This window comes from Streptomyces silaceus (assembly GCF_001419745.1).
Lineage (GTDB): Bacteria > Actinomycetota > Actinomycetes > Streptomycetales > Streptomycetaceae > Streptomyces > Streptomyces silaceus.
This window is the reverse complement of record NZ_LIRJ01000283.1, coordinates 32,020-43,300: the sequence shown is the minus strand read 5'-3', so window position 1 is coordinate 43,300 and position 11,281 is coordinate 32,020. Positions and strand designations below refer to the sequence as shown.

Sequence of the window (11,281 nt, the reverse complement as noted above, 5' to 3'; positions counted from 1 at the left end):
CGACGGGCCCGTCGCCCAGGCCGATCTCGACGTGCGGATCGCCGCCGTGACGTCCCGCGTCTTCCTCCACCAGCTACGTCTGGCGGGCGAGGAGCACTGCGAGTTGTGGTGCACGACCTTCGACGGCGAGCCCCTGACCCCGGACGAGATCTCCGGACTCACGTCGGCCGTCGGCGACCTCACCGGCCGCACCTGCCATGTCGAGCACCGCGCGCACGTGCCGATCGGGCGCTCCGGCAAGTACGCCTGGCTGACCACGCCCTAGCGACGCCCGCCCCCGACCGGACTTCCCGACAGGACTTCCCATGCACACCACCGCACCGCCCGCCGACACCCACGCCGCTCCCACCGCCGAGGAACTCCTCGGCCCCGCCCTGCACGACGAGGTGGTCCGGCACTTCGCGGCGAAGCCGGACGCCCCGGATCCGGCGTACGTCACCCACCAGGTCCGCGAGTGCCTGCGCTACCTCTACCTGGTCTCCCGCCACTCCGACCGGCTCGCGGGGCTCTTCCTCCCCGTCGAGCAGGACATCGACGAGATCTGGCACTACCTCATCCTGCAGACCCGCGAGTACCGCGAGCTGTGCGAACAGCGGCTCCCCGGCGGGCACTTCATCCACCACCGGAGCATCAGCTACGACGCCTACCAGGAGGACCCGGGGCGCGAGCGGGCGGCCGAGGAGGCGCTGCGGTGGATCCCGCTGTACACCGCCGCGTTCGGGCCGTTCGACGAGGACGCCCTGCCGCACTGGACCGTGGTGCGGTTCCTCCACGACGAGCTGGGCCTGTCCCTCGCGGAACTGGCCGACATGGCCGCCGAGTCAGCCGGCTGAACGGGCCTCGTCCGCGAGGCCGGCCGTCCGGTCGCGCAGCCACGCCACCAGCCGGCCGACCCGCGCGTCCTGCCCGGACGGCCGGCGGCCGAGCAGGTGGTAGGCGGTCCCGTCGGGGACGAAGCCGAAGGGGGCGACGAGCTGCCCCCGTTCCAGGTCGTCGCGGGCGACGGCGTAGGGCGCGATGGCGACCCCGACGCCGGCCGCGGCGGCCTGGAGCGTCAAGTAGAAGTGCTCCAGGGTCTGTTCGGAGGCGGGCCGGGCCGTCAGGCCGGTGATGCCGCGCCAGTCGTCCCAGGCCCGGGGGCGCGTCGCGGTGTGCAGCAGGACGGCGTCCCGTATCCCGTCCGCGGTGGCGAGCCCGGACGCCAGATCGGGACGGCACACCGGTCCGATCCGTTCGCCGAACAGCCGGGTGCGGTCGGCCTCTTCGGGCAGCGGGAAGTCGTCCCTGCGGATCGCCAGGTCGATCCCGTCCCGTTCGAAGTGGACGGGACCGCCGCCCGCCGACAGATGGACGGTCACGTCCGGCACGCTCGCCGTCAGGTCGGGCAGGCGCGGGATGAGCCAGCGCATCAGGAGCGTGGGCTCGCACGACAGCGTGAGCGGTCCGGCGGGCGCGCGCCGCGAGATCTGCCCCGCCGCGCCGTCGATCTGGTCGAGTGCGTCCCTGACGACGGCGGCCAGTTGGCGTGCCTGCGGGGTCGGGCGCAGGGTGCGCGCGCCGCGCTCGAACAGCCGGGTGCCGAGGGTGCGCTCCAGGTTCTGGATCTGCCGGCTCACCGCGCCGTGCGTCACGTGCAGTTCCCGTGCCGCCGCGGTCATGCTCGCGTGCCGGACGGTCGCCTCGAAGGGCAGCAGGGTGTTCAGCGGGGGAAGGGCCGGCCAGCGCATCCGTGAACTCTAGTCACAGCTTCCGTGACAAGGAATCGTTTGTCCTGCGCATTTGACCGCCTCACCATTGATTCCGTCACAGCACGAGCCGACTGACGGAGAGATGGAGCATGACGCTGCTCGACGGTCCCGGGCCGGACATCGCCATCCTGGCGGACGACCTGACCAGCGCCGGTGACGGCGCCGCGCCCTTCCGCCGCGGCGGACTGCCCGCGCGGATCCTGTTCTCCGCCCCCGCCCTCGCACGGGATCAGGGCGTGACCGCGGTCGACCTCGGCAGCCGCGTGCTGGACGAGGCGGCGGCCGCCACGCGCACCGAGCGGGCCGCGCGCCTGTGCGCCGCATCCACCATGCTGTTCAAGACCGTGGACTCCACGCTGCGCGGCCATGTGGCGGCGGAGGTCGGTGCCGCGTGGACCGGCTCGCGGCGGCGCGCCGTCGTCATCGCCCCGGCCTTCCCCGCGGAGGGCCGGGAGACGGTGGACGCGGTGCAGTACGTCCACGGCGTCCCGGTCCACGAGAGCGACTACGCCCACGACCCGGTGCACCCCGTGCGGTGCGCGGATCTGGCCGCGCTGTTCCCGGACGCCGCGCTCGCCGGCCCGGGGCGGGCGACCGAACTGCCCCGGCTCGTGGGCGCGGGCGGCCTGATCGTCTGGTCCGCCCGCACCGACGCCGACCTCGACCGTCTCGTGGCGTCGGTGCCGCGCCCGGACGACGTGCTGTGGGTCGGCTCGCCGGGACTGGCCGCCGCCCTCGCCCGCAGGTACGCGCACCCCGCCGGACACACCGCGCCCGACATCCCCCGGGCCCTGCGTCCGCTCGTCGTCGTGGGCAGCGCCAACCCCGCGACACGGCGGCAGTTGGCGGCGCTCCACGCCCGCGAGGACGTCCAGGGCCTCGCCGTCGGCGACGATCCGGCCCGGACCGCCGAGGCGCTGCGCGGTCTGACGGCCCCGGTCCTCACCTTGCGGACACCCGACGCGCGCCGCCCGCAACGGGACGCCCAGGACCTGGTCCGCTCACTGGCCGCGCACGTGCGGACCCTGATCACGGAGCGCCGCGCCGACGCGCTGGTCGTCACCGGCGGCGAGACCGCGACGACCGTGCTGCGCGCCCTCGACGTCACCGGCATGGACCTTCTCGACGAGCCCGAACCCGGCGTCGCCCGCGGTACTCCGCTCGACCGGCCCGCCCTGCCGGTCCTCGTCAAAGCGGGCGGCTTCGGCGACGACGACCTGCTCCTGCGGCTCTGCCGCCTCGTACGGACCCCCGCCGACCAAGGAGAGCCCGCGTGACCCCGATCGCCCTCACCATGGGTGACCCCTGCGGCATCGGCCCTGAGATCACGCTCAAGGCGTGCGCCGACCCGGGCCGCACGATGCCCGTCGTCGTCATCGGCGACCCGGGCGTGCTCGCCCGCGCCGACGCGGTCGCCGGAACGCGCCTCGCGCTGCGCCCGATCGGCTCGCTCGACGAGGCGGCGTACGCGCCGGGCACCGTGGACGTCCTCGCCGAGACCGGCCTGCCCGCCGATCTGCCCTGGGGCACGGTCGACGCCCGCGCGGGCGACGCGTCCTTCCGCTATGTCCGCCGCGGCATACGACTGGCCCTGGACGGTGCCGTCCGCGCGCTGGTGACCGCCCCGATCAACAAGGAGGCGCTGCGGCTCGGCGGTGTCCCCCACCCCGGGCACACCGAGATCCTGGCCGAGCTGTCCGGCACGGCCGACTACGCGATGATGATGGACAACGGCGAGCTGCGGGTGGTCCTGGTGACCGTCCACCAGTCCCTGCGCACCGCCCTCGACGCGCTGAGCGTCGCACGCGAACTGCGCGTCCTCCGGCTCACCGACCGCACGCTGCGGCGCGGCGGGCTGTCCGCGCCGCGCATCGCGGTCGCCGGACTCAATCCGCACGCGGGCGAGAACGGCCTGTTCGGCCGCGAGGACCTGGACGTCATCGCCCCCGCCGTCCGGGCCGCGCGCGACGAGGGAATCCTCGCCGACGGCCCCTGGCCGGCCGACACGGTCTTCATGCGGGCCCGCGCCGGGGAGTTCGACGCCGTGGTCGCGCAATACCACGACCAGGGCCTCATCCCGGTCAAGTACCTGGGCCTGGAGCACGGCGTGAACATCACCATCGGCCTGCCGTTCGTGCGCACCAGCGTGGACCACGGCACGGCCTTCGACATCGCGGGCCGGGGCACCGCCGACCACACCAGCCTGCTCACCGCCCTGCGGCACGCCGACCGCCTGTCCGCCGCCCGCTGACCGAGAGCCGAACACCGAAAGCCGAGGAACGACCGTGGACTTCATCTTCATGCTGACCCGCGACGACCGGACCGTGACCGACTGCCTCGACGTCCTCGACGCCGTCGGGGACCTCGGCGTCACGCACATCGGGTTCAAGGACGTCGGCGTCGACACCGCCACCCTCGCCCGGCTGCACGCCGCCATCAAGGAGAGGGGGGCCGTTTCCTGCCTCGAAGTGGTGAGCACCGGGCGGGAGCAGGCCCTCGCCTCGGTGCGCACCGCCGTCGGCCTCGGTGTCGACTGGGTCATGGGCGGCACCTGGATCGAGGAGACCCTCGCCCTGCTGGCGGGGACGGGCACGCGCTATCTGCCGTTCGCCGGGGAGCCGTTCGGGCACCCCACGCGGCTCGCCGGTGATCCGGCGCGGATCGCGGACGACTGCCGGCGGGCCGAGGCGGCGGGCTGCGCGGGCGTCGACCTGCTCGCGTACCGCGCCGTCGACGCCGACCCCCTCGATCTGGTGCGCGCCGCGCGGGCCGCCACCTCGGGCCTGCTGGTCGTCGCCGGGTCGATCACCGGCGGCGACCAGATACGGGACCTGGCGGCGGCGGGAGCCGACGCGTTCACGATCGGCTCCGCCGCCTTCGACGGCTCGCTGCGGCCCCGGGCCGGCACCCTCGGGTCCCAGCTGGCCGCGGTGGCCGCCTGGCAGGGCTAGTCCTGGTAGACCCGGTTGGTGCCGGGGCCGCCGGACAGGAAGTCCTGGCCCGCGCCGCCGTGCAGCAGGTCGTCGCCGCTGTTGCCGTAGATCGTGTCGTCGCCGGCGCCGCCGTACAGCTTGTCATTGCCGCGGCCACCGAGGATCTTCTCGCCGTCGGCGCTGCCGTGCACCGTGTCGTCGCCGTCGCCGCCGGTCAGGGTGTGGCCGTCGCCGCCCGCGTCGCCGTAGAGGGTGTCGTTGCCCGCGCCGCCGTCGCAGTCGTAGACGCAGTGGGTGAGGGTGTCGTCGCCGGCGCCGCCGAAGGAGCCCTCGCCGTACACGCCGCCGCCGTTGTCCAGGCGGTCGTCGCCGTCCTCGCCGTACTGCGCGGTGGAGCCGTCGCCCTTGAGGGTGTCGTTGCCCGCGCCGCCGTGGATCTGCAGGTAGGCGTGGTTGTCCGGCGCGATGGTGGCCTTGTCGTTCTTGTCGCCGAGGTAGAGGCCGAGGGTGATCAGGTCGGAGGCCCGGTCACCGGGGTCGGCGATCGTGCAGGTCACACGGGTGCGGTCGGCGCTGTCCGGGTGGGTGCAGCCGGACCCCTGCTTGGCGGTGATGGCGACGCGGTCGTCGAGGGTGACGTCGTAGACGCCCTCCCACTCGTCGACCTGGCGGTAGCGGGTGGTGACGGTGACGTCGTTGACCTGGCCGGGGGCGGCCTCGTAGCTCAGCCGCGAGCCGGAGACGGCGTCCACGGTCGCGGTGGGGGCGGCGGCCACGGCGGGCGTGCCGGTGAGGCCGGTGACGGCGGCCGTGCAGGCGAGCGCGGCGGCGACGCCGAGCGGCCGGATGACGCGCGGCCGTAACGTACGAGCGAACATGCGTGGTTCTCCAGGGAGTTCGGTGATGCGGTCGGCACGTCGTGTGCCGCGGGTGGCGTTCCCACCTCACTCAGGTCAGACGTCCCTCAGCAGACGTCGTTGTGCCCACGCACCACTTGTTCACCAGGGGTTCATCGCTGTCATCACGGGTGGAATCCGGAAGAACCGGTCACCGGAGAGTGGCGGCCCGGTCGTCGAGGGTGCCGTGGTCGACCTTGCCGTTGGGCAGACGCGGCAGCGCGGACACGGCGACGACGCGGGCGGGCAGCGCGGTGGTGGGCAGGCTGCGCAGGAGCTGCGTACGGATCCGGTGGACGTCGAGGGTCTCCTCGGAGGTGACCACGAAGCCGACCGGGCGCGGCCGGGGCGACGCGGTGACGCCGACGCCCGCCTCGACGACGCCCTCGCACGCGGTGAGCGCCTGCTCGATCTCGGCCCGCTCTACGCGCAGACCGCCGAGTTTGAGCTGGTGGTCGCGGCGGCCGTGGAAGAGCAGTGCGCCGTCGTCGCGGACCGTCACCAGGTCGCCGGTGCGAAAGCAGCGGGTGCCGTCGACGGTGACGAACCGGTCGCGCGCGCTCGCGGCGTCGGCCAGCCCCGGGCCGGCGACGCACAGCTCGCCGGGACCGCCGTCCGCCGCCGGGGCCAGGTGCACGGAGACGCCGCTGACGGGCCGTCCGATGGGGACGGTCCGCGCTCGGGCGTCGGCGGCGGTGCAGGTGTGGACGGTGGACCACACGGTGCACTCGGTGGGCCCGTATTCGTTGTGCAGCGCCGCCTGCGGCAGCGCTGCGAGGTGGCGTTCGACCAGGGCGGGCGGACAGGTCTCGCCCGCGACGATCACGGTGGTGAGGGTACGCAGCCGGGGCGCGAGGCCGCCGCGCAGCGCCGCCCCGTACAGCGAGGGGACCAGCAGCAGATGGCTGGCACCGTGCCGTTCGGCCGCGCGGGCCAGGGCCAGCAGGTCGCCGGGGCGCCCCTCGGGGACGACGAGCAGTCCGCCGGTGGCGAGGGTCCACCAGATGCCCGCCATGGAACTGTCGAAGGAGATCGACGAGCAGAGCAGGAAGGCGCCGACCGGTTCCGCGTAGTGCCGCAGGCGCGCGGCGGTGGACCAGCCGAGCGCCGTCGCGGGGACGGTCACGGGCTCGGGCAGTCCGGTCGAGCCGCTGGTGAAGCACGTGTAGGCGAGGGCGCCGCGGCGGGTGGGGAACCCGTTGTCACGCGAGGTGTCGAGGTCGGCGGGGCCGCAGGGCACGCGCTCCAGGTCACCGGTGGCCCGCGCCGCGTCCCGCGGGTCCGTCCCCTGCGGCGGATCGGGTACGAGGGCCAGGCGGGCGCCGCTGCGCCGTGCCATCCGGAGCTGGCGGTCCTCGGGGAATCCGGCGTCGACGGGGACGTAGCGGCAGCCTGCGCGCAGCACGCCGAGCAGGGCGGCGATCGTCCAGCGGGAGGCGGTGGCGTGCACCACGACCGGTTCGTCGCGCCCGGTGCCGCGCGCGAGCAGCAGGCGGGCGACCGCGCGGGACGCCTCGTCGAGCGCGCGGTAGCCGAACAGGCCCTCGGCGTCGGCGACGGCGGGCGCGTCGCGTCCGAGGTGCGGCTCGACGAGATCCAGGATGTGGGGCGGCCGGCCGCCGAAGGGCGGCCCGGTCAACCACCTTCCAGCCGAGGGGAGTTCGGCGCCGGAGGCCGCGTCCGCCCCCTCGTCCGCCTCCGTCATGTCAACGGACCAGTTCCGTCAGGGCGTCGAGGTAGGTCGCGACGGCCCGCTCCATCCAGGCGGCGCCGAACAGGTGGGCGTCGTAGGTGACGTACCCACCCGGCTCGTCGTCCCAGCGCATCGTCCAGAGGAAGGGCAGCGGGATCGGCAGCGGCGGCTGGGTGTCCAGCGGCATCCGGTCCAGGGCGAGGGCGGAGGGTTCCCGGGAGGCGCGGGCCGGCGGGCGGACGATCATCTGGAACGCCGGGGCGACGCGGTCGCGCGCGGTCATGCGGCCCAGCAGCTGCGGGTTCTGGCGCAGTACGGGGATCAGCGGGATGTCGTTGGCGTACGCCTCGCGGCACCGGCTGTCGACGCGCGGGCGCAGCTCGGCGAGGCCGCCGGGGCCCGGGTTGTCGACGCGGATCTGCAGGACGTTGAGGAGGAATCCGACGGTGTGCCATTCGGAGGGGATGCGGCCCGCGGTGATCACCGGCACCATCGCGTCGCCCGGCGGCAGGAGCGCGCCGACGAAGGCGGTCAGGAGCAGCGTGAACGGCGTGGTGCGCCCGCGTCGGGCGGTGTTCCGCACGGCGTCGCGGAGTCCGTCGTCGATGCGGAAGGGGTGCACGGCGGTCGGCCCCGGGGCGGCGTCGGGGTGCTCGGCGGGCAGTCCGAGGCCTTCGGCGCCGGTGAGCCGGTCGCGCCAGTACGGCAGGGCCTCGCCGATGCGGGCCTGCCACTTGTCGCTGCGGTCCTCCACCGCGATGTCGGCGTACTGCATGACGTCGACGGGCAGCGCCCCTCGGCCGTGGAGCCGCGCGGTGTAGGCGGCGGCGAGATCGCGTTCCAGCACGTCCTGCGACCAGGCGTCGGCGGCGATGTGGTGGGCTACGAGGACGAGCACCGCCTCTTCCCGGGCGCCCTGCGCGCCGTCGCGGCGGCCCAGGTAGGCCCAGAGCAGCGGTGGTTCGTCGCTGGGGTGGGGTCGGGTGGTGACCTCGGCGATCCAGTCGTCGACCGATTCGCCGGGGGCGAGGAGGTCGACGGTCAGCCGGGCGGGCATCGGCGGCAGCACGCGCTGGCGCAGGGCGCCGTCCTCGTGCACCAGCTGGGTGCGCAGCGCGCCGTGGCGGGCGACGACGTCGTCGAGGGCCTGCCGCAGGATCCGCTCGTCCACCGGCCCCGGCACGTGGTACGCCGCGCGGACCAGGAAGCCCGGTTGGTGGACGGTGCCGGGCAGCAGGGTCTCCACGAGGTCGAGGAGGTCCTGCGCGTAGGTCGCCTCGTGGGTCTCGTACGCGGCCGGGGCGTCCGCTCCCGGTGCGGCGGGGGCCCCTCCGGCGCGCGGCCCTGGGCCGTGCGTGCTCTTTGATCCCCCTGGCGTGGCTGCCGTCACCGCGCCGCCTCCTTCCGCCTCGGCCGAACGCGTACGGGCAGGTGGGTGATGCCGCTGAGGAAGGTCGACCGGGCCCGTCGTGGCGCGCCGGTCACCTCGATCTCCGCGTACCGGGCGAACAGTTCCGCGAAGAACAGCCGGAGCGTGACCCGGGCGATGCCCGCTCCGGCGCAGTAGTGCGGGCCCGCGCCGAACGCCAGGTGCCGGTTGGGGCGGCGGGCCGGGTCGAAGTCGCCGGGCCGGTCGAAGACCGCGGCGTCGTGGTTGGCGGAGCCGAGCCACGCCACGACGGCCTCCCCCTGCGCGACGCGTACGCCCGCGAGGTCGAGGGGGCGGCGTGCGTGCCGCATGAAGTGGCTCGCGGGCGACGCCCAGCGCAGCGCCTCCTCCACCCCGCTGTCCAGGAGTTCGGGGCGGGTCGCCCAGTGCGCGTACCGGCCGGTGCGGGTGAGTTCGAGGACGGCGGCGGGCGGGACGTGGGCGAGGGTCACGCTCGCCCCGAGGAGCAGGCTGTAGCAGTTGGACAGGACCTCGCCGGGCGTCAGTCGCTCACCGTCGACCTCCATGGTCAGGAGGAGGTCGACGAGGTCGCCGGAGTCGTGCGGGGGCCGCTCGCGGTGGGTACGGCGCCGGTCGCGGACCAGGTCGGCGAAGTACGCGAAGAGTTCGCGGTGTCCGCGTTCCAGGGTCGCCTCGGGGCCGCCGGGGAGCTGGTGCTCCGGGTCGTCCTCGGCGGCGCACATCATCGCGAGCCCGACCAGTCGCGGCCGGTCGGCGGCGGGCAGTCCGAGCAGGGGCCCGAGCACCACCAGCGGGAGCTGCGCGCAGGCCGCGGAGAGGTCGAGGTCCAGGCCCTCGGGCGGGGCCTCGGGCAGCAGGTCGCGGATCCCGGCGCGGATCGGCTCCGCGTGCGCCTCGGCCGAGCGCAGGCGCAGGGCGCGGTGCAGCGGGGCCCGCATCCGGTCGTGGCGGGGCGGGTCGGTGACGGCCATCTGGCGGCCCGCGGCGGGGTCGTCGCGGCCGAGGATGCTGAGCAGGGTGCCGCGTTCGGAGGTGAAGTGGGCGTGGTCCTCCAGGACGCGTTCGACGTCGGCGTACCGGGTCACGGACCAGAATCCGAGGGTGCCCGAGACCGACTGCCAGTGCACGGGGGCGTGTTCGCGCAGGGCGCGCCAGGCCGCGTGCGGGTCTCCTTCGGCGTACAGGGCCGGATCGGCGAGGTCGACCTCCGGGGCCCGGCTGCTCACCGGGCCGGCTCCGGTCCCGGCGCCGCGCCGTTCTTTTCCGCGGCCTCGACGGCCTCGGCGAGGGCGGCGATGGTGGGCGTCAGGAACAGCGCCGCGGCGGGCACCTCGACGCCGAACTCCTGGTCGATGGCGAGTTGGAGCTCGGCGGCGAGCAGCGAGTCGCCGCCGAGCTCGAAGAAGTCGTCCTCGACACCGACCGGTGAGACGCCGAGGCCGGTGTCCCAGAGGACGGCGAGTCTGTGTTCCGTGGTGGTGCGCGGCGCGACGTACCCGGAGCTCATGCCGAGCGCGTCGCGTGCGCTCGCTCCGTCGACCGTTGGACGGTGGTCCACCGGCATCAGCCTCCCCCAAGGCAGAGCAACGCGGCGTCCGTCGATGCTGACATCAGCGCAAGGGGGCGGCAACGATGCTTTCCGGCCAAAGAGTGATCAACCGGACGAGCGCATCACTGGGGCTCGTCGAAGGTCCACACGGCCGAGGACCCCGGGCCGACGGTGAGCGTGGAGCGGCCGATCCGTTCCACATGGCGCTTGACGGACTTGTTGAGCGAGAACGACACCTCCTTCAGACCCGCGTCCGCACGCGAGGTCGCGTCGAGCTTGATCGTGGTGCCGCCCCGCGTCGCCACGAGGCCGTCGCCCGCGGTCCGTACGGTGAATCCGCCGGCCCGCAGCACCGGTTCCGTGCTCGCCACGTCACGCGCGGACATCGCGAGCCGGATCGAGGTCACGTCGCGCATGAGACGGGTGCTGTAGTCGTCGTTGAGGTAGCGCTCCCGGCCCACGTCACCGGGGTGGTTGGGCGGCTCCGTCTTGCCGCGCGGGTCGGCGAAGTACTCCTTCCGGTACTCCATCGTCCAGGCACCGAAGGAGTCGTACTCGTTGGCGGGGAAGGAGAAGAAGCCGTCGAACCACGGGACGGGGACGCCGTCGCCGAAGTCGCGGGTCTGGAGGAACCCGGTCGGGGTGATCCCGAGGTCCCGCACCCGCTTGTCCACCGTCGCGAGGTCGCCCTCTCGCTCGACGGACAGGCCCATTCCGGTGGAGCCGAACTCCCCGTCCTTGCCCGCCACATCACCGACACCGAACAGTTCGAGGTAGGTCTCGCGGCCCATCAGATAGCGGCCGGTCCACACGTTCCCGTCCGATCCGGTGGTGGTGCGGACCTGGAAATTGGCGAATTCGGGCAGGTACGTGGAGTGCTCGATGGCGTCGGCCGTCTCGCGGTCGAGCACGCCGTAGGCATGGTTGTAGAAGAGCAACTGCCGCCCTGAGGGCGGTCTTTCGTTGTCGTCGGGTGCCGCCGACGCGCTGCTCCCCACCGCCCAGACCAGGGCGGCGGCGAGCGCCACGACGAGGGACATGACCATCCGTA

Annotated in this window: 11 protein-coding genes and 1 pseudogene; 5 read left to right on the top strand and 7 right to left on the bottom strand. The window is 74.1% G+C overall.

Going from position 1 to position 11,281, the window contains the following annotated elements; all coding sequences use genetic code 11:
- Both AOK22_RS24895 and AOK22_RS24890 read left to right on the top strand, forming a co-directional pair.
- Window positions 1-265, top strand: a pseudogene (locus tag AOK22_RS24895) (hypothetical protein); the annotation flags it as partial.
- A 40-nt stretch (window positions 266-305) separates the two neighbouring features.
- A complete protein-coding gene (locus AOK22_RS24890) occupies window positions 306-833 on the top strand; it encodes a glycine-rich domain-containing protein (protein ID WP_055700943.1) in 528 nt (175 codons plus the stop codon).
- Here AOK22_RS24890 and AOK22_RS24885 read toward each other — a convergent pair.
- Window positions 822-1,727, bottom strand: a complete 906-nt coding sequence (locus tag AOK22_RS24885; RefSeq protein WP_055700942.1) for a LysR substrate-binding domain-containing protein — start codon at window positions 1,725-1,727, stop codon at window positions 822-824. The two genes, AOK22_RS24890 and AOK22_RS24885, sit on opposite strands and share 12 nt — an antisense overlap.
- A 110-nt stretch (window positions 1,728-1,837) precedes the next feature.
- Here AOK22_RS24885 and AOK22_RS24880 point away from each other — a divergent pair, with 110 nt between their 5' ends.
- Genes AOK22_RS24880 through AOK22_RS24870 form a run of 3 tightly spaced genes read left to right on the top strand, consistent with a single transcriptional unit; the run spans window position 1,838 to window position 4,699 of the window.
- Window positions 1,838-3,025 carry a four-carbon acid sugar kinase family protein gene (locus AOK22_RS24880; protein WP_055700941.1) on the top strand — a complete coding sequence of 396 codons (1,188 nt, stop codon included), beginning with the start codon at window positions 1,838-1,840 and terminating at the stop codon, window positions 3,023-3,025.
- Entirely contained in the window at window positions 3,022-3,999 is a 978-nt protein-coding gene (gene pdxA / locus AOK22_RS24875; protein WP_244164974.1) for a 4-hydroxythreonine-4-phosphate dehydrogenase PdxA, read from the top strand. Before AOK22_RS24880 ends, pdxA begins: the two co-directional genes overlap by 4 nt.
- Before the next feature lie 34 nt (window positions 4,000-4,033).
- Window positions 4,034-4,699, top strand: coding sequence for a HisA/HisF-related TIM barrel protein (locus AOK22_RS24870; protein ID WP_055700940.1), 666 nt, complete (start codon window positions 4,034-4,036; stop codon window positions 4,697-4,699).
- On the opposite strand, the gene AOK22_RS24865 is transcribed toward AOK22_RS24870, so the two are convergent.
- The 6 genes from AOK22_RS24865 to AOK22_RS24840 all read right to left on the bottom strand — a co-directional run bounded on the left by AOK22_RS24865 (window position 4,696) and on the right by AOK22_RS24840 (window position 11,276).
- Window positions 4,696-5,559 carry a calcium-binding protein gene (locus AOK22_RS24865; RefSeq protein WP_055700939.1) on the bottom strand — a complete coding sequence of 288 codons (864 nt, stop codon included), beginning with the start codon at window positions 5,557-5,559 and terminating at the stop codon, window positions 4,696-4,698. The genes AOK22_RS24870 and AOK22_RS24865 overlap by 4 nt on opposite strands.
- Window positions 5,560-5,728: 169 nt before the next feature.
- Entirely contained in the window at window positions 5,729-7,282 is a 1,554-nt protein-coding gene (locus AOK22_RS24860) for an amino acid adenylation domain-containing protein (RefSeq protein WP_055700938.1), read from the bottom strand.
- A 1-nt stretch (window position 7,283) separates the two neighbouring features.
- Entirely contained in the window at window positions 7,284-8,660 is a 1,377-nt protein-coding gene (locus AOK22_RS24855) for a condensation domain-containing protein (protein WP_079036792.1), read from the bottom strand.
- Complete coding sequence (locus AOK22_RS24850) at window positions 8,657-9,907, bottom strand: cytochrome P450 (protein WP_055700936.1); 1,251 nt, start codon at window positions 9,905-9,907, stop codon at window positions 8,657-8,659. Before AOK22_RS24850 ends, AOK22_RS24855 begins: the two co-directional genes overlap by 4 nt.
- Window positions 9,904-10,239, bottom strand: a complete 336-nt coding sequence (locus tag AOK22_RS24845; protein ID WP_237773056.1) for a phosphopantetheine-binding protein — start codon at window positions 10,237-10,239, stop codon at window positions 9,904-9,906. Before AOK22_RS24845 ends, AOK22_RS24850 begins: the two co-directional genes overlap by 4 nt.
- A 113-nt stretch (window positions 10,240-10,352) precedes the next feature.
- The gene (locus AOK22_RS24840) at window positions 10,353-11,276 is read right to left on the bottom strand and encodes a DUF5829 family protein (protein ID WP_055700934.1); all 924 of its coding nucleotides are present in this window, start codon (window positions 11,274-11,276) and stop codon (window positions 10,353-10,355) included.
- Window positions 11,277-11,281: the final 5 nt, after the last annotated feature.

Coding starts and splice junctions, on each gene's coding strand:
- AOK22_RS24860 (WP_055700938.1), bottom strand. CDS start 7,282: ATGACGGAGGCGGACGAGGGGGCGGACGCGGCCTCCGGCGCCGAACTC.
- AOK22_RS24840 (WP_055700934.1), bottom strand. CDS start 11,276: ATGGTCATGTCCCTCGTCGTGGCGCTCGCCGCCGCCCTGGTCTGGGCG.
- AOK22_RS24890 (WP_055700943.1), top strand. CDS start 306: ATGCACACCACCGCACCGCCCGCCGACACCCACGCCGCTCCCACCGCC.
- AOK22_RS24880 (WP_055700941.1), top strand. CDS start 1,838: ATGACGCTGCTCGACGGTCCCGGGCCGGACATCGCCATCCTGGCGGAC.
- AOK22_RS24865 (WP_055700939.1), bottom strand. CDS start 5,559: ATGTTCGCTCGTACGTTACGGCCGCGCGTCATCCGGCCGCTCGGCGTC.
- AOK22_RS24885 (WP_055700942.1), bottom strand. CDS start 1,727: ATGCGCTGGCCGGCCCTTCCCCCGCTGAACACCCTGCTGCCCTTCGAG.